A 16,826-nucleotide genomic window follows, 5' to 3' on the forward strand; every position below is an offset into this window, starting at 1 on the left:
CTACGCGTTGCGTAGCTCGGCCAGCGCTACCGGGCGATGCTCGCGATAGGAAAGCTTCGCGGCCTCGGCAATTTCGAGCGCGGCAACGGCGTCGTCGAGCCCGGAAGCCGGCGACCCACCCTCTTCTACCAAAATGAGGAAAGCCTCGATTTCGCGCTGGTAGCACACCGCGAAGCGGGCAATAAAGTCCGTCCACGGCTCACCCTCGGGGTAGCTCACGCCCTCCAGCGAGCGGAGCGGCAGCTTCGCATCCATTCCCACCACGTCAGTTTTTTCGGTTCCGTGCAGCTCCATGCGCACGTCGTACCCGTGCCCGTTGAAGCGCGACGACGACGCCGTTACCAGCACATTCCCGGCCATCTTGAGGACCATCACCGTCTCGGCCGGGTCGTTGAAATCGGCGAAATCCGCCAAGCCAAGATCGGTGCCGTAGCAGAAAAGCTCCTCCACCTCCTGGCCGGTTACCCAGCGCAACACGTCGAAATCGTGCACCAGGCAATCCACGTAAATACCGCCGGACGCGGCAAGGAAAGAGCGCGGAGCGGGAGCCTGATCCATGGTGTGCATAATGACGCGGCGAAGCTCGCCCACTTCGCCGTCGCGCACGTGCTGGCGAGCGAGGCGATACGCATCATCGAAACGGCGCTGAAAGCCAATCGCCACCGGAACGCGGCCGGCCACTTCGCGCCGCACGCGCTGGGTTTCAGCCAGCGACGTCGACACCGGCTTTTCGCAAAACACCGGGATCCCCTGCTCGGCTCCGGCAATGATTTGATCGGCGTGCACATCCGTGGGGCTGGTGATCACCAGCGCATCGAGATTTGCCCCGGCACCAACGCCCTGCTCTAGCTCCTCTACCTGGGCAATCGTCACCTCAGCGCAACCGGCGATGCTTTCTAGCTCCGCCTTCACCTCCTGCGCGCGGCCCGGATAGGGATCAGCGATAAAGAGTTGCGATACGCGAGTGCACAGAATCTTCGCGTGCATTTTGCCCGCGCGCCCTACACCTAGCTGGCCAATTCTCACGGCGCCCTCCTGATAGGCATTTGTCATTCGACGTAACTCTAGGTCAGCGAGGCGAGGTTGTCATTCGAATGGGCACTACTTCATTATTGAGTGCGCTTTATTTTTAGTGGCCGCGCCGAACCACGCTTCGAGGCGGCCGTATCGCGCGCTTTGGGCGGGCTTAAAACGGCCTTTTAGCGCGGATTTTTCGCACTCTAGCGAAACTTGGCCAATCTCGAGCGGCCCCTTCCGCACCCGCACGTCTTACCGTTATGGTTATATGGTTAATTAGTGGACAAACTAGCTTGCGCCGGCGTCGGCGCGCTACCCGCGCGAGCCGCGCGTATTGCCCGCTTTCAACCACGGAAGGAAAACCGACATGAGCAACGCGTCCAACGATCCCCCGATTTACCTCGTGATCGCGCAGAAAGTGCGCGAAAAGATCGTCGCGGGAGAACTCGCCGCGGGCGCGAGGGTCCCCTCAACCAACCAGCTCGCGCGGGAATTGAGGATCAACCCGGCAACGGCTAACCGGGCGTTTTCGGTGCTGGTAGACGAAGGGCTCTTGGAAAAGCGGCGCGGTATCGGGATGTTCGTGCGGCCCGGAGCGCGCGAGGCGCTTCGCACCGCGGGGCGGGAAGACTACGCCGAGCGAGTGCTGGGGCCCGCGCTGGCGCAAGGCGCAAATTTGGGATTTACCGTCACCCAGCTCATGACCTTCGTTCGCGATTATTTCGCGCGCGAAGCGTTGCGCTAGCGTAGCGCGGCTACACTTACACCATGAAAATTGGTGTGCCCACAGAGCTAAAGAACAATGAGTACCGCGTTGCCCTCACTCCGGCCGGAGCCCGGGAGCTGACGCAGGCCGGCCACAGCGTGACCGTTCAGTCCGACGCCGGCCGCGTCTCTGGATTTAGCGACGCCGCTTACGAGGCCGCCGGCGCCCATATTGGCACCGCAGCCGAAGCGTGGGGCGCCGAGCTGGTAATGAAAGTCAAGGAGCCAGAGCCGGACGAATACGCTTTCCTCCGCCCTGACCTAGTGCTTTTCACTTACCTGCACCTGGCTTCGAATACCCGCCTAGTGGAGGCCCTACGAGCGGCCGGCACCGTGGGTATTGCCTACGAAACGTTGAGCCAAGGCGGAAAACTTCCGCTACTAGCACCCATGAGCCGAGTGGCGGGAAATCTCTCCCCGATTATTGGCGCCTATCACCTGATGGAATCCCAGGGCGGATCGGGGATGCTCATTGGCGGAGTGGCGGGCACTCGCCCGGCGCGGGTGGCCGTGATCGGCGGTGGCGTTTCCGGTGAAAGTGCCGCGGTGATGGCGGCCGGAATGGGCGCGGATGTAACCGTGCTTGATGTTTCGGTGGAGCGGCTGGCGCAGTTGCGCTCGACGTACGGAAGCACGTTCAAAACCCTCGCTTCGAATGCGCAAAACATTGAGGAAACGGTGCGCGAAGCGGATCTGGTGATTGGCACGGCGCTTATTCCGGGCGCGGCGGCTCCCAAACTCGTGACGTTGGCGAATGTGCGGCAAATGCGCGAGGGCTCTGTACTGGTGGACGTCGCCATTGACCAGGGCGGATGCTTTGAGGGCTCGCACCCCACCACCCATCAGCATCCCACTTTTGACGTTGACGGAAAGATCTTCTACTGCGTGGCGAATATGCCCGGCGCGGTTCCGCAGACCTCGACCGAAGCCCTCACGAACGCGACGCTACCTTTCGCCCTGCGTATCGCCGACCGTGGGTGGCGCGAGGCGCTGGTCGATTGCGCCGACGACGCCGGCTGGCGAGACGGCGTGAATACGGCCGGTGGGAAGATCACCAATCGGGCGGTGTTCGATTCGGTAGCGGGGCAACTCGCGCTGAGCGAAGCAGATTTCGCGGAGCTCGGATAGCTTAGAGCGCTACGCTCTCGCGCTACGCGCGCAAAATGCGCCGCGTTCGCGCGCCGCGTTAAAAGTTTGTCGGAAGGTAATGCAAGACTATAGCCATGTTCGATTTCTACTCGATCTACTCGCAGGGATTTGCGCGCGCTGCCGCGTGTTCGCCCGTTATTATGCCCGCTCAGCCCGCCGCCAATGCGCGCGCGATTATTGACAGCGCGCGCCAGGTTGCCGCCGAGGGCACACTCTTGGCGGTTTTCCCGGCGCTGTGCGTTACCGGCTCGTCCATTGGTGATCTTTTCTTCCAATCCGCGCTTCAGCAGACCACCTTGGAGGCCATTGAAACGATCCGCGCCGCCAGCCAGGATTTCGAAACCGCGCTGGTGATTGGCGCGCCGCTGGCCGTGGGCGGCAAGCTCTATTCTTGCGGCGTGGTCATCCACCGCGGGCGGGTGCTCGGGATCGTCCCGCAACGCCATTTCTCCCCGCATTCTGATGGTTCGCGCTACTTTGCTTCAATCCCAGACCGCGCCGGTAGCTCGCTTCCGGATTACGTCCGGCTTCCCGGCGTTCAGACGGAGCCGGAAACGGTAGCGATGGCCTCGTTTGTTGGAGATCTACCGGAGAGCGCGGTCGCCATCGCCTCTGCCGACGGTGATCTATCGGAGAGCGCGGAGACTAATCTGAGTGCCGGCAGTAGCTGGGGCGCCGCCAACGATTGGATTTCCGATCTCGATGAGTCCGAACGCAATACCCTCCTTTACGGACTGCAGGAAAACGAAGTGTCCATCAGCCCGGCTCTCACTTTCCGCGCCACCAACATCGAGAACTTCAGCTTCGCGGTGGACTTTGCCGATAGCCCATACGAAGGCACGCAGGTTTCCATCATCGCCCGGCTCGATGCCCACCCCGCCGTCGCCGGAAGCACCCGCGCCACCCGGCAAATCCTGCGCACCGAATCGGAACGCCGCGGGATTGCAATTGTGAGTGCGAACGCGGGAGCCTGGGAATCCTCCACCGACGGCGCCTGGGTCGCATCGGGCGCCATCTGCGAGTGCGGTGACGAACTCGCCAGCGCGAGCGAAGCTGAGTTCCCGGCAGAGAGCTCTCGCGCGGTGATCGCGAGCGCCGACATTGACCTGGAGGGGATCACGCTACGCAACCAGCGGCTCGGCGTCCCGCAACCGAGGCAGAATGCCACACACCCGGCCTCCCCCGCCATGTTCCCGCAATCCATGACGTTCACGGTTCCGGATATGAGCGCCGTTCCCGCACCCGCCCGCGCCCTGCGCCGGCCGCTCTCGCGCTTCCCCTTCCAGTACGACGCCGGTGAACCAATTGACCCGGGCGAAGTGTTTGCCCTTCAGGCCTCCGCCTTGCAAACACGCCTGCGCGCGATTGGAAATCCGAAGATTGTGCTGGGTGTTTCCGGCGGTTTGGATTCCACCCAGGCGCTATTGGTCTCCGCTATGGTCTGCGATCGCGCCGGCCGGCCGCGCACCGATATCCTGGCTTACACTTTACCGGGATTTGCGACGTCGGACACCACAAAATCGAACGCCTACCGGCTCTGCGAAGCGCTCGGAGTGCCGCTACGAGAAATTGATATTAAGCCCGCGGGCATGCAAATGCTCAAGGATCTGGGCCACCCGTACGCCGATGGTGAGCCGGTCTATGACGTCACCTTCGAAAACGTGCAGGCCGGCCTGCGCGCTGATTACCTCTTCCGCATTTCCGGCTACGAGGGCGCAATTGTGCTGGGAACCGGTGATCTGTCGGAGGCCGCTCTCGGTTGGGCGACGTTCGGGGTGGGCGACCAAATGAACCATTACAACGTCAATGCTGGCTTGCCTAAGACCTCCATGCAGTACCTCATTCGCTGGGCAATTCGCACCAACCAGTTCGAAGGAGCGGGCGAAGCTCTGCAGGCGATTCTTGACACAGAGATTTCTCCCGAGCTGGTTCCTGCTGATGCGCAGGGCATGCAGTCAACCCAGCAGAAGATTGGTCCTTACGAATTGCAGGATCTGCATTTGTACTGGCTTTTGCGCGGGTTCAAACCTTCCCGTATCGCCTTCATGAGCTACAGCGCCTGGAAGGACGCCGAGTCGGGGATCTGGCCGGAGGGCGTGGCCCGGCGCGAATACACGCTAGAGGAGATCAAGCACTGGCTGGAAATCTTCATCCGGCGCTTCTTTAGCCAGCAGTTCAAGCGGTCCACTTCCCCTAACGGCCCGCAGGTTCTGCCGGGTGGATCGCTTTCGCCGTTGGCCGCCTGGCGTATGCCGTCCGATATTAGCGCGGCTACCTGGCTGGCGGACTTGGACAAGATTCCGAACGAGTAGGCCGCGGTGAAAACGCCGCCATGTTCACCGGAAAACAAAGATTGGAAGAACGATGATTGAAATCCTGACCGAGCTTTCGGACGAGCTATTTAACGCACTCCAGCGCCTGACTCCGCAACTTTCGAGCAAGATGACGGAGGTACCGCGCCAGCAAGCCGAAGCCCTGATGCGCCAGCCGGGTGTTTACCAGCTGGTTTACCGAGCGGAGGAAGGCGGGCCCATCCTCGGGATGCTGACCCTCGTGACCTTCGATATTCCTACTGGAAAACGAGCGTGGATTGAAGACGTGGTTGTCGATTCTGAAGCCCGCGGCCAGGGCGCTGGGTTCGAACTCGTGCAGGCAGCCGTAGCCCAGGCGCAGAAAATCGGGTCACGTACCGTAGATCTCACCTCGCGGCCTTCCCGCGAGGCGGCGAATCGCCTCTACCGGCGCGCGGGATTTGAGGCGAGGGAAACCAACGTTTACCGCTACCAGGGCTAGCGCCTAGGAATGCACCACGCAGAGGTCTGCCCGCTGGAGCTCCTTAATATCGGAGTATCCGGTGGCAGACATTGCGTGGCGCAAGGCCCCCACAATATTCGTGTAGCCATCGGCGCCGGTGGTGGGGCCATAGAGAATTTCTTCGAGCGAGCCCACGGTTCCGACTCTCACTCGCTTACCGCGCGGTAAGCGTTCGTGGTGTGCCTCGGGCCCCCAGTGCCATCCGGCTCCGGGCGCCTCCTTGGCGCGAGCCAGAATTGTTCCGAGCATAACGCCGTCGGCACCGCAGGCGATGGCCTTCACGACGTCGCCTGACGTTCCAAGTGAACCATCGGCAATCACGTGCACGTAGCGGCCGGCAGATTCATCCATGTAGTCCCGGCGCGCGGCGGCAATATCCGCGATGGCGGTGGCCATTGGCGCCGCAATTCCCACCGTGCGCAGGGTCTGGGAAGCCGCACCTCCGCCGTAACCGGCCAGCACTCCCGCCGCTCCGGTGCGCATCAGATGCAAGGCGCTCTGGTAGGTCACGGCCCCGCCCACAATCACCGGAATATCGAGATCATAAATAAAAGTGCGCAGATTGAGCGGCTCACGCGTGGTGGAAACGTGCTCGGCAGACACCGTGGTGCCGCGAATAACGAATAGATCCACTCCCGCTTCCCGGGCGGGCTCAACGATTTTCTTTGCTCTGCCGGGTGAGCAAGCACCGGCCACTACCACTCCGGCCGCGCGGATTTCTTCAATGCGCCGGCCAATCAGCTCCGGCTTCACGGGCTCGGCCGCGTAGAGGCGCTGAAGGAGGGCATTGGACTCTTCCCCCGAAGTTTCCGCGATTTCCGCGTACACGCTACGCGGATCCTCGTAGCGCGTCCACAGGCCTTCAAAGTCGAGAATTCCGACTCCGCCCGCGCGGCCCAAACCGATCACCATTTCCGGCGAGCTGACCGAATCCATCGGGGCGGAAAGAACCGGAATATCCAAGTGATAGGCATCGAGTTGCCAGCTGGTGGAAACCTCTTGCACATCCCGGGTGCGGCGGCGGGGAACGACCGCCACGTCGTCTAGCGTGAATGATGTTATGGCTCGCTTGCCACGTCCAATTTCAATTTCGCTCACGTGCGTTAGCCTACCGGTTACCCGCGGCGCGAGCGGTCGTGTCGGAGGCTTCTTCTAGAATGACTCACGAATCAAGAACTCCGGAAAAACGACTCAGGAATCAAGCTCCCAGAATTGAGGACTCATGTGGACCGAAAATCCCATTATTGGATTTGATACCGAAACCACGGGCGTGGATGCAAAGAACTCGCGCCTTATTACCTGCTCGCTGGTACGGCTCACCCGCGAGGGCGCGGAGCGGCGGTACTGGCTAGCGGATCCGGGCGTGGAAATTCCACCCGAATCCACCGAGGTGCACGGTATTACTACCGAGCAAGCTCAGCGCGAGGGTCAGCCCATTGAGGAGGCCCTGCAAGAAATCTCAGATGAGCTGTATTCCCACCTCGCGAACGGGTTCGTCGCGGTGGCTTTCAATGCTTCCTACGATTTCACGCTACTGGAAGCAGAACTGAGCCGGCACGGCCTGCCTACCCTCACCGAACGCCTGAGCGGAGAGATCTTCCCGGTTATTGACCCCTACCTCCTGGACCGTGCCCTGGATCGGTATCGCAAGGGCAAGCGTCGCTTGACCAATCTGGTGGAGCATTACGGCGTGGGAGATAACGATTCGTTCCACAATGCCGAAGCAGATGTGATCGCTACCCTGCGCGTGCTACGCGCTATGGTCGAGAAATTCCCGGACCTGACCGAAAAGGGTCTGCGCGAGATCGTGGATATGCAGATCGCCGCCCAGCGGGAATTCGATAAATTCCTTCAGTCTGTGGGCAAGATCGATCACCCGCGCGAGGGCTGGCCGGTCCTGGCTGAGCGCTAGGATCCGCCGCCAAGCGCTAAGCTCCGCCGCGCGCGAGGCTCCGCGGCACACAAAAATGCGGGGCTAGATTCTGCTCTAACCCCGCTTTTTTAGATGGCGCTACACGCCAAACGCCTTACTTGCTACGCCCGGAGTAGTTCGGGGCCTCGACCGTCATCTGCACGTCGTGCGGATGCGACTCCTGCAGGCCCGCCGCCGTCATGCGAACGAAGCGTCCCTTTTCCTTCAGCTCCGGAATAGTGCGAGCACCCGAGTAGAACATCGACTGGCTCAACCCGCCGGTCAGTTCGTAAAGGACCGAAGCCAAAGCGCCGCGGTAAGGCACCTGGCCTTCAATGCCCTCCGGGATGATCTTGTCATCGCTGGTCACATCCGCCTGGAAATAGCGGTCCTTCGAGTAGGACTTCTTCCCGCGCGAGCTCATGGCTCCAAGCGAACCCATGCCGCGGAAGTGCTTGTACTGCTTACCGTTGACGAATACCAGCTCGCCCGGGGTCTCCTCGCAACCAGCCAGGAGCGATCCGAGCATCACCGTGTCCGCGCCAGCCACAAAGGCCTTGGCCAGATCGCCCGAGTAGTGCAGGCCGCCGTCCGCAATCACCGGCACATTCGCCGGGCCGGCGGCCTTGGCCGCCTCGTGAATTGCGGTCAGCTGAGGCACGCCCACGCCGGCCACCACGCGGGTGGTGCAGATCGAACCCGGGCCAATGCCCACCTTCACGGCGTCCGCACCGGCGTCGATAAGCGCCTGTGCACCGCTACGGGTGCCAATATTTCCGCCGATAATCTCAACGCCGTCGAACCCGGATTCACTACGCAAACGCGAGATCATATCGAGCGCGAGTTTCGCCTCGCCGTTCGCGGAATCAATGACGAGCACGTCAACGCCGGCTTCCGCCAGCGCCACCGCGCGATCCCACGCATCAGAAAGATAGCCCACGCCCGCGCCCACGAGGAGGCGGCCCTGGGAATCCTTCGAGGCATTCGGGTACTGCTCGGTCTTGACGAAATCCTTGACGGTAATCAGGCCGGCCAGTTTGCCGTCTGCATCCACCAACGGGAGCTTTTCGATCTTGTTATCGGAGAGCAGTTGCCGCGCGGTTTCGCGGGCGACCCCACGAGGTGCCGTCACAAGCGGCATCTTCGTCATGACCTCAGCAACACGAATATTGGAGTACTCCGACTCCTTGACGAAACGCAAATCGCGATTCGTAATAATACCGAGCAAAACGCCGGCCTCATCCACCACGGGGAGGCCGGAGATCCGGTAGCGCCCACACAGCGCGTCAAGCTCCTTCAGCGTTGCTTCGGGGCTCACGGTTACCGGATCGGAAACCATCCCCGATTCGGAGCGCTTTACCTCGCGCACCTGCTGGGCTTGATCTTCAATAGAAAGATTACGGTGAATAATTCCAATGCCACCCTGACGTGCCATCGCGACGGCCATATTCCGCTCGGTCACCGTGTCCATCGCCGCCGAAAGCATCGGGGTCTTCAAAACGATGTTGCGCGTGAGACGAGAGGAAGTATCAACCTCGGAAGGGATTACGTCTGTGGGTTGCGGAACGAGCAATACGTCGTCATAGGTTAGGGCAAGAGGTGCAAAGTCATTCTCGAACTCCATTTTTCCATCTTACTTCTTTGCGTTCACCTCGCCTCCTGGTTCGACGAGTAGTTCATCACGCTCACAAATCAGCTCCCAACGCAGATACAAAACGGGGCCGGAATGCCTTTCGCATCCCGGCCCCGCCAGTATTTCAGCGCTTACGGTTCTTTCCGAAGCGCTCCGAGCTCTTAGCGCTCGACAACCGCCAAGACGTCGCGCGCGGAGAGGATGATGTACTCATCTTCGCCGTACTTGACCTCGGTCCCGCCGTACTTCGAGTAAATAACGACGTCGCCAATCTTCACGTCCATCGGGACGCGATTGCCGTTGTCATCGACTCGGCCCGGGCCAACCGCTACAACCTTGCCCTCCTGGGGCTTTTCGGTTGCGGTGTCCGGCAGAACGAGGCCGGAGGCGGTGGTGGTTTCAGCTGCTTGCTGCTGGATAACAATGCGATCCTCCAGCGGCTTGATGGAGACGGTCACTTGATGTCTCCTCCTTTACTTCTATAACTCGTGCATTATGTAAAGCGCTCGGGGCCGGGACCCGCCGTCGCGGGGGCCGGGCCCAAACCCAAGCACAAGCCGTAGTAAAACTACGTCCGCGCTTAACGTTATGCCGGGTTTAGCACTCGGTCAAGTCGAGTGCTAAGGGATCTTAGCCATGCGCCAGCAAAGCAGAGCGTAAAACTTTTGCGTTTACCAATTCCCATCGAGCGGATGGGTGCCAACGCGCCCATCTTCCCCGCGATCCATGGCGTCAATTGCCGCCATTTCCGCGTCCGTGAGCTCGAAGTCAAAGACGTCGAGGTTTTCTTCCATACGCTGGCGATGGTTCGTCTTCGGGAAAATGATATTGCCGTGCTGCAGATGCCACCGCAAGACCGCCTGCGCCGGGCTCTTGCCGTGCGCCGCGGCGGCCGCGGCGACCGGCTCCGCCTCAAAGAGCGGGTACTTCCCCTGCCCCAAGGGGCCCCAGGCCTCGATCCGAATATCGTGAGCGTTGGCAAAAGCCACCGATTCGGCCTGCTGGAATTGGGGATGGAGCTCAATCTGGTTGACGGCAGGAACCACCTTCGTCTCCTCTATAATTCGCTCCAGATGCCCGGGCAGGAAGTTGCATACCCCAATAGAGGTTGCCAACCCTTCTTCCCGCAGGCCAATCAGCGCCTCCCAGGCTGGCAAATAGACGTCCCGCTCCGGTGCCGGCCAGTGAATGAGGTACAGATCCACGTGATCCAAACCCAGCAAATCCAGCGATTTCTCAAGCGCCTCGCGCGGGCGCTCTTGCATATCGTTCCACAACTTGGTGGTCACGAAGAGGTCGTCACGAGCCAAGCCAGAGCTGGCAATTGCCTCCCCCACCTGCTTTTCGTTGCCGTAAGCGGTGGCGGTATCGATATGCCGGTATCCGGTTTCCAAGGCGTCGCTCACAATGCGAGCGGTTTCCTCGGGCTCCACTAAGAAAACTCCGAAACCAAGCTGCGGAATTTCCTTGCCATCGTTCAAAGAAAGGGTAGGGATATTAGCCATGCCAATCATTATTCACTTTATGTAGCTGTTTTCGCATCGCTGTTCGTCGCTCGCGTATGCGCGCCCTACATCGTGATGCGATCCAGGTCCATATTCGTATCGACGCTCAAATCCAGCTCAGATTCCTGGGCACCGTTCTTCACCAGGGCGTAGCCGAGGGCGGCGATCATCGCGCCGTTATCGGTGCAGTAGCGAAGCGGAGGAATGCGGACGTTGATTCCCATTGCCTCTCCTCGTTCGGCAGCCAGCGCCCGCAACCGCGAATTAGCGGAGAACCCGCCGCCAATCACCAGGGTGTCACAGTCAAAGGCCTGGCAAGCCTTGAGGGATTTGCTCGTCAACGTATCCACAATGGCCTCGGTAAATCCGGCCGCAATGTTTTCCTTGCTGATTTCTTCTCCGCGCGCCTCGCAACCTTCGATATAGCGCGCGACCGCGGTCTTCAGACCAGAGAAGGAGAAGTCGTAAGGATGCTTTTCCTTGTTCTTGCCGCTTTCCAGCCCGCGCGGGAAGCGAATCGCGGCACGGTCTCCCACCTGGGAGAGGCGATCAATATGCGGCCCGCCCGGGTAGGGCAAGCCCAGCAGGCGTCCCACTTTATCGAATGCTTCCCCAGCGGCGTCGTCGAGCGTACCGCCCAACTCAGAAACGTCATTCGCGATATTGTTGACGCGCAGAATTGAGGAGTGCCCGCCGGAAACCACCAGACCAATGAACTTCTCCGGGAAGGGGCCATCCACCAGTTCGTCCACCGCGAGATGGCCGATAATGTGGTTGACGCCGTAAAGCGGCACCCCGAGGGAAAGCGCGAGGGCCTTGGCGGCCGAGACGCCCACGGTCAGCGAACCGATAAGGCCCGGCCCGGCGGTGACGGCAACCGCGTCAATATCGTCGAGGGTGACGCCGGCTTTTTCCAACGCGCCGTTGATGGTCGGAACCATCTGTTGCAGATGGGCGCGCGAAGCAATTTCGGGAATAATGCCGCCGTAGCGAGCATATTCATCCATGGACGTAGCGGTGACGTCGGCCAGAAGTTCGCCGTCGCGCACGACGGCGACTCCGGTCTCATCGCAGGAAGTTTCAATACCGAGAACCGTAATACTCACTGGGCGATTCTAACCCCGGCCAGGCCGTTAGCGGACGGAACGGCGCATGATCACAGCATCTTTGCCGCGATAGTAGCCCCGCCGGGTGCCGACGGCGCTAAAGCCGCGCGATTCGTAGAGTCCGCGCGCAACTGGATCTTCCGCACGCACTTCCAAAAAGAGGTCCGCCGCCCCGCACTCCGTCGCGATAGCGATCAGCGAATCGAGCATCGCCGCGCCCAGGCCGCACCCGCGAAATGCGCGATCCACCCCGAGGGTGAGGATTTCCGCCTCGAGCCCAATTGAAACCGCGCCCACCGCGACGACGTCGTCCACCTCCGGCGTCGGAGCGTTGGCGCGCTCCGGTCCGCCTGCCTGCTCCGGCCCGCTCCTCACAAGTCGGTCGATGAGCACGAGGTAACGCGGGAATTGCAGGGCGTCGGTCCAGGCCGCTTCGGGCCAGGCGTCGCGGTCGAAAACCGAAAAGTCGAACCGGGTTAGGGCATCGGAATCGCCGGGAACCGCCAGGTCGCGGCGCAGATGCACGCCTCCCCCGAGCCGGTCGCGAGCCGCGGACCCCTGGGAGTTTGCTTGGTTACCGTCTGGCGCGCCGACGCCATGGGCTTTCACGCTACTTGTTGTAGCCGTCGCCAGCCGGTTGGGCCACGCCCTGGGCCACATCGGGGCGGCGCAAATAGAGCGGCTCGGTTCCCAGCGCGAGCTCGGGATCCTCGGCGCTATCGAGACGGGAAAGAGCGATACGGGCCAAGTACTCGGGTTCCGCCAGCGCGAGGCTCGCTCCCTCAAGTTCGGGGTAAAGCCCTTCGCGGGAGACGACGACGGCGTCGTCGCCTACCTTCGCGGGAAGGTCAGCCGGACGAATAATCTCGGGTGCGGAAAAGACCAGGACGTCGTTGTAACCCTCGATTTCGCGCACGCCCTCGATGTAGAGCTCCTTGCGGCGAGCGTCAATAACCGACCACACCACCGGCGAGGTTTGGAGTGCCCCGTATGCCATGGCGTCCAAGGACGGCACGCCGTAAAGCGGAATCTCCCAGGAAAAGGCGAGCGTGCGGGCGGTGACCAGACCCGCGCGCAAACCGGTGAAGGCGCCCGGTCCGGTGCCGCCCACAATTGCGTCGGGAACGTCAACGTCGGCAGCGTCGAGGGCCCGCAGAACCATGGACGTGAGGGTTTCGGCGTGGCTACGCGAATCTTCGGAAACCTCTCGCGAAAGCGTCTCAAAACTTGCCTGAGTTTCGGGAACGGAACCGAAGTTGGTGCGTACCACTCCCACCACGGTCTGGTCAGAGCTGTCAATGGTCAAAATGTTCATTAGTCAAGCTTTCCGTTCTTCTCGGTGTGATCAGTCCACTGCGCGGTGAGCTGGCTAGCGAGTTCGCGAGCGCGCTGGCCGGTTGCCGCAAAACGCAGGGTGCGAGGGGCATCCTCGTACAGGTCGAGTACATCCTCTCCCTCGCTGGAGCCGGTTGGACGGTCAATAAAGATTTCGAGGCGGTCGGCGGAAAGAACCTCCACCTTGCCTTCACCCCATTCCACTAGGGTGGCCGAATCGTCCAGGGTGGTGTCCAGATCCAGGGCGTCGATTTCCTCCAGGCCGTTGAGCCGGTAGGCGTCAACGTGGATGAGGTCTGGGCCATTACCGCGGTTCTTGTGTACATTCGCGATAACAAAGGTGGGCGAGGTGACGCGTCCGCTCACGTCCATCCCTTCGGCTACCCCGCGCACCATGGTGGTTTTGCCGGCCCCCAAAGGCCCCGAAAGCATCACCAGGTCTCCGCGGCGCAACTCACGCCCGAGGATTTCGCCAAACTCCCGCATGGCCTCAGCATCTGCAATAACGAGTTCATCGATCACGCGCTCTATGATAGACCTTTCCGCTTGCTAATCAGCGTGGACGAGGCTTGGCCGCGAGGTGGTATTCACCGCTAGTCGCGCCGGCTCTCGCTAGTCGCAGTAAACGCGCGGCACGCGCGGGCCGAGGCGCGTGGGAATCTCATAACCGATCGACCCGCTGGCCGCACCCCAATCGTCTGCTGTGAGGGCCCCCGTACTCGCGTCGCCGAAAAGTACGGCTTCGCTTCCGGCACCCACTCCGGCGGGGAGCTCCACCATGAACTGGTCCATGCACACGCGCCCGACCATGGGGCATGGCTTGCCGTTGACCAGCACCGAGACTTTATTGGACGCCGCGCGCGGAATTCCATCGGCGTAACCGAGCGGGACGATCCCCAAATGCGTTCCTTTTGCCACCCGCCGCGTGTGGCCGTAGGAGACCCCCGCTTCTTCTTCCGTGATTCGATCCGCGACGATTCGCGCTTTCAACGTCATTGCCGCGCGCAAGCCGAGCTCGCTGGCGGTAGCAATTTGCGGATTGGGAGAAATTCCGTAGAGCACAATTCCGGGCCGGACCATCGAGAATCGGGCGGCCGGCTGCCAGAGCGTTCCACCGGAAGCGGCTAGATGAACCGCGGCCGGCTGGCATCCCACACTCGCCAACATCTCCCGCGCCTGATTGAAACGCGAAAGCTGCGCGGCGGTTGGGTCGCTATCTACCTTGCCCTCACTATCGACCGCATCGGCGCAGGCCAGGTGGGACCAGAGGCCAACCACCTCGATGAGGCCCCGGGCCACCAACTCGGCAATTCGCTCGCGATGCTCAGATAACTCCTTGAGCCCAAAACCTTCGCGCGTCATACCGGAGTCGATCGCGATATGCACGCGAGCGGGCCCCACTCCCCGCGCGCGCAGTTCCTGCGCGGCATCGCTGACCGCTTCCAGCGCCCAAGCGGTGCCGACCGATAGCTCAATGCCGCGGCTGATTGCTTCGCGCAGATCATCACCCGGTGCGTAAATCCAGCTAAAAATCGGTGTTGCGGCGCCGGGATCTGCCTCCAGCTCGCGTGCCAGATGCAGGGCCTCTTCGAGTTGTGCCACCCCGAGGTAGTCCGCCCCGGCCGCGATAAAGACCCGCGCCGCTTCCGCCAGCCCGTGCCCGTAGGCATCGGCTTTGACAATCGCCATTACCTGCTGGCCCTCGAGGCGTTCTTTGATGTTTTGGAAATTATGGGTGAGTGCCGAGCGCGAAATCTCAGCACGGGCGGGGAAAATACTTTCCATTCTCAACATCTCTTTCTTCATCGGGCTGGGGCTAAGTCTTGTTCGTGGGAGCCGCGCGCCGCCAAGCGTACCCGCGTCATGCTGCGCTACGCCGCACGGCAGCGCTTCAGCCGAGAATCTCGGCCAGCGCAACCGGAATCGACCGGGCAATATCCGTGGCACATATTGGGTGGCCCGCTCGCTGCCGGGCGTCGGTTAGGGCCGGGGCGGTCAGCCGCGGATCTGCCGCGCTGGCCTCCCCCAGGAGTTGCTCATCGAACTCACACCCGGCCGCTATGGCCGCGGCGCGGGCGTGCACATGCAGAGCGGCCGCGGCTAAGAGCGCTGGACCGCCAGGCTGATGGGTCTCGGGTTCCGCTATAGCGAGCATAGAGGCAACGGCCCCGGCGGTAACGTCCCCGCTACCGGCGACTCCGCGCCATCCAGGTGCTCCACCTTGCGCATAAGCGTGCCCATCGGGGCCGGCGACCACATCCACCGCACCCTTGAGCACGACGGTTGCGCCGGTAAGCTCAGCAATCCTACGCGCGTACACAAACGGCGCGCTCTCGATTTCCTCGCGCGAAGCGCTCTGCCCCAAACGGGCCAGGAGGCCGCTCGCCTCCCCCGCATGAGGCGTCAGCACCGCCGTTTCCGGGAGCTTTTCGCCCAAGGTGGCGATGTTGCCGGCGACGCCGCAGAGTGAGCCGGCGTCGATCACGATAGGAATAGCCGCATCAATCGCGGTGCGGATGGTCTTTTCGCCTCCCGCCGGATTGCCCGAACCCACGCAGTAGGCCTGCACTCGCCCCTCGGCGCACACCACGTCCGGGAACATCCCAACCAGGTGCTTGCCGAGCCTTTCATCGCCTAGATAGCGCACATAGCCCGGCCCCATCGCGCGGGCGCCGGAAACCGCAAGAATCCCCGCCCCCGGGTAGCGCTCGCTACCGGCCAGAACGCCGACCACGCCGCGGGTGTATTTATGCGATGTAGCTCCCGGCAACGGCCAGATATCCGCCACATCCGCATCGCCCAGCACGCTCACCGACCAATCGCCAAGAGTGCGTTCGAAGGCGAGGTCGACCAGATCCACTTTCCCGGCGCGCCGCCGCGCGGGATCGAGCACGAGGCCCGGTTTGGCCGCGCCCATGGTGACGGTGAGGTGGGCGCGCAGGGCCGGGCCAGGTAGTGCCCCGGTTTGCGCGTCAATTCCCGACGGCGTATCAACCGCCACCACTAGCGGCTCAGCCGGCGAGGAATCAAGTTCGTCGTTCAGAGCATCGATAATCGAGGCCACCGGTTCGCGTGCCGGTCCGCGAGCGCCGATTCCTAACAGGCCATCGATCCATACCGCGGCGCGTGCTGCCTGCTCCCGTGCAATCCGCGCCGGCTCGCCAGCCACGCTCTGCTCGTCCGCCACGCCGTGCTCGCCTGTTGCACCTCGCTCGCCCGGCTCCACGGCACGCACCACCCGGGCTCCGCATTCCAGGGCTCGCGCCAGCCCGGCCTCATGCGCCTGCTCAGCGCAGAGCACGATCGTTACCGCGGCCCCGCGCGCGGCGAGATGAGCGCCCGCGTAGAGCGCGTCTCCGCCATTGTTTCCACCGCCCACAAAGACGGCAATGGAAGTTCCGTAGACCCGCAGCGAGCGTGCGCGCAGTTCCCAAACCACGCGATTGGCCAGCGCCCGCGCCGCACGAAGCATAAGGGGCTCCCCGGCGGCCAGAAGCGGAGCCTCCGCCGCACGAACCGTTGCAACATCGTATGTTCTCAACATGTCTCTAGCTTAGGCTCCCGCTCCGACGCATTAGACGAGATCTCCG

16 protein-coding genes are annotated in these 16,826 nt (G+C 62.1%); 5 read left to right on the forward strand and 11 right to left on the reverse strand.

Annotated elements, in window-relative coordinates:
• Positions 1-1,053 (reverse strand): Gfo/Idh/MocA family protein, encoded by a 1,053-nt coding sequence (locus BN2664_RS03815; RefSeq protein WP_007001531.1) that lies wholly within the window; start codon positions 1,051-1,053, stop codon positions 1-3.
• 331 nt (positions 1,054-1,384) lie between these two features.
• Here BN2664_RS03815 and BN2664_RS03820 point away from each other — a divergent pair, with 331 nt between their 5' ends.
• The 4 genes from BN2664_RS03820 (at position 1,385) to BN2664_RS03835 (ending at position 5,724) form a co-directional block, all read left to right on the forward strand.
• Positions 1,385-1,762 (forward strand): GntR family transcriptional regulator, encoded by a 378-nt coding sequence (locus BN2664_RS03820; protein ID WP_007001530.1) that lies wholly within the window; start codon positions 1,385-1,387, stop codon positions 1,760-1,762.
• A 23-nt stretch (positions 1,763-1,785) separates the two neighbouring features.
• The gene (gene ald, locus BN2664_RS03825) at positions 1,786-2,910 is read left to right on the forward strand and encodes an alanine dehydrogenase (protein ID WP_007001529.1); all 1,125 of its coding nucleotides are present in this window, start codon (positions 1,786-1,788) and stop codon (positions 2,908-2,910) included.
• A gap of 95 nt (positions 2,911-3,005) precedes the next feature.
• Positions 3,006-5,243, forward strand: coding sequence for an NAD(+) synthase (locus tag BN2664_RS03830; protein WP_058120622.1), 2,238 nt, complete (start codon positions 3,006-3,008; stop codon positions 5,241-5,243).
• Positions 5,244-5,295: 52 nt separating this feature from the next.
• Complete coding sequence (locus tag BN2664_RS03835; RefSeq protein WP_007001527.1) at positions 5,296-5,724, forward strand: GNAT family N-acetyltransferase; 429 nt, start codon at positions 5,296-5,298, stop codon at positions 5,722-5,724.
• A 3-nt stretch (positions 5,725-5,727) separates the two neighbouring features.
• Here BN2664_RS03835 and BN2664_RS03840 read toward each other — a convergent pair whose 3' ends face one another.
• The gene (locus BN2664_RS03840) at positions 5,728-6,843 is read right to left on the reverse strand and encodes a GuaB3 family IMP dehydrogenase-related protein (RefSeq protein WP_007001526.1); all 1,116 of its coding nucleotides are present in this window, start codon (positions 6,841-6,843) and stop codon (positions 5,728-5,730) included.
• A gap of 124 nt (positions 6,844-6,967) precedes the next feature.
• Between BN2664_RS03840 and BN2664_RS03845 the strand changes: the two genes are divergently transcribed.
• A complete protein-coding gene (locus BN2664_RS03845) occupies positions 6,968-7,657 on the forward strand; it encodes an exonuclease domain-containing protein (protein WP_007001525.1) in 690 nt (229 codons plus the stop codon).
• Positions 7,658-7,772: 115 nt separating this feature from the next.
• Here the strand turns inward: BN2664_RS03845 and guaB are convergent, their stop codons facing one another.
• The 9 genes from guaB to BN2664_RS03890 all read right to left on the reverse strand — a co-directional run bounded on the left by guaB (position 7,773) and on the right by BN2664_RS03890 (position 16,780).
• Positions 7,773-9,281: an IMP dehydrogenase gene (gene guaB, locus BN2664_RS03850; protein WP_058120623.1), complete on the reverse strand. Its 1,509-nt coding sequence runs from the start codon at positions 9,279-9,281 to the stop codon at positions 7,773-7,775.
• Between the two features lie 170 nt (positions 9,282-9,451).
• Entirely contained in the window at positions 9,452-9,748 is a 297-nt protein-coding gene (gene groES / locus BN2664_RS03855) for a co-chaperone GroES (protein WP_007001523.1), read from the reverse strand.
• Between the two features lie 213 nt (positions 9,749-9,961).
• Positions 9,962-10,795 (reverse strand): aldo/keto reductase, encoded by an 834-nt coding sequence (locus tag BN2664_RS03860; RefSeq protein ID WP_197408641.1) that lies wholly within the window; start codon positions 10,793-10,795, stop codon positions 9,962-9,964.
• A 65-nt stretch (positions 10,796-10,860) separates the two neighbouring features.
• Positions 10,861-11,901, reverse strand: coding sequence for a tRNA (adenosine(37)-N6)-threonylcarbamoyltransferase complex transferase subunit TsaD (gene tsaD / locus BN2664_RS03865; RefSeq protein ID WP_007001521.1), 1,041 nt, complete (start codon positions 11,899-11,901; stop codon positions 10,861-10,863).
• Positions 11,902-11,928: 27 nt separating this feature from the next.
• Positions 11,929-12,510 (reverse strand): GNAT family N-acetyltransferase, encoded by a 582-nt coding sequence (locus BN2664_RS03870; protein WP_051014130.1) that lies wholly within the window; start codon positions 12,508-12,510, stop codon positions 11,929-11,931.
• A 1-nt stretch (position 12,511) separates the two neighbouring features.
• On the reverse strand, positions 12,512-13,216 hold the full coding sequence (gene tsaB / locus BN2664_RS03875) for a tRNA (adenosine(37)-N6)-threonylcarbamoyltransferase complex dimerization subunit type 1 TsaB (protein ID WP_007001519.1): 705 nt from the start codon (positions 13,214-13,216) through the stop codon (positions 12,512-12,514).
• The gene (gene tsaE, locus BN2664_RS03880; RefSeq protein ID WP_007001518.1) at positions 13,216-13,758 is read right to left on the reverse strand and encodes a tRNA (adenosine(37)-N6)-threonylcarbamoyltransferase complex ATPase subunit type 1 TsaE; all 543 of its coding nucleotides are present in this window, start codon (positions 13,756-13,758) and stop codon (positions 13,216-13,218) included. Before tsaE ends, tsaB begins: the two co-directional genes overlap by 1 nt.
• Before the next feature lie 90 nt (positions 13,759-13,848).
• Complete coding sequence (gene alr, locus BN2664_RS03885; RefSeq protein WP_007001517.1) at positions 13,849-15,021, reverse strand: alanine racemase; 1,173 nt, start codon at positions 15,019-15,021, stop codon at positions 13,849-13,851.
• Between the two features lie 106 nt (positions 15,022-15,127).
• Entirely contained in the window at positions 15,128-16,780 is a 1,653-nt protein-coding gene (locus BN2664_RS03890; protein ID WP_007001516.1) for an NAD(P)H-hydrate epimerase, read from the reverse strand.
• Positions 16,781-16,826 lie beyond the last annotated feature (46 nt).

Origin of the sequence: Actinobaculum massiliense (assembly GCF_001457435.1) — a bacterium.
Lineage (GTDB): Bacteria > Actinomycetota > Actinomycetes > Actinomycetales > Actinomycetaceae > Actinobaculum > Actinobaculum massiliense.

Coding starts and splice junctions, on each gene's coding strand:
- BN2664_RS03815 (WP_007001531.1), bottom strand. CDS start 1,053: ATGACAAATGCCTATCAGGAGGGCGCCGTGAGAATTGGCCAGCTAGGT.
- BN2664_RS03820 (WP_007001530.1), top strand. CDS start 1,385: ATGAGCAACGCGTCCAACGATCCCCCGATTTACCTCGTGATCGCGCAG.
- ald (WP_007001529.1), top strand. CDS start 1,786: ATGAAAATTGGTGTGCCCACAGAGCTAAAGAACAATGAGTACCGCGTT.
- BN2664_RS03830 (WP_058120622.1), top strand. CDS start 3,006: ATGTTCGATTTCTACTCGATCTACTCGCAGGGATTTGCGCGCGCTGCC.
- BN2664_RS03835 (WP_007001527.1), top strand. CDS start 5,296: ATGATTGAAATCCTGACCGAGCTTTCGGACGAGCTATTTAACGCACTC.
- BN2664_RS03845 (WP_007001525.1), top strand. CDS start 6,968: ATGTGGACCGAAAATCCCATTATTGGATTTGATACCGAAACCACGGGC.
- guaB (WP_058120623.1), bottom strand. CDS start 9,281: ATGGAGTTCGAGAATGACTTTGCACCTCTTGCCCTAACCTATGACGAC.
- BN2664_RS03860 (WP_197408641.1), bottom strand. CDS start 10,795: ATGGCTAATATCCCTACCCTTTCTTTGAACGATGGCAAGGAAATTCCG.
- tsaB (WP_007001519.1), bottom strand. CDS start 13,216: ATGAACATTTTGACCATTGACAGCTCTGACCAGACCGTGGTGGGAGTG.
- alr (WP_007001517.1), bottom strand. CDS start 15,021: ATGGAAAGTATTTTCCCCGCCCGTGCTGAGATTTCGCGCTCGGCACTC.
- BN2664_RS03890 (WP_007001516.1), bottom strand. CDS start 16,780: ATGTTGAGAACATACGATGTTGCAACGGTTCGTGCGGCGGAGGCTCCG.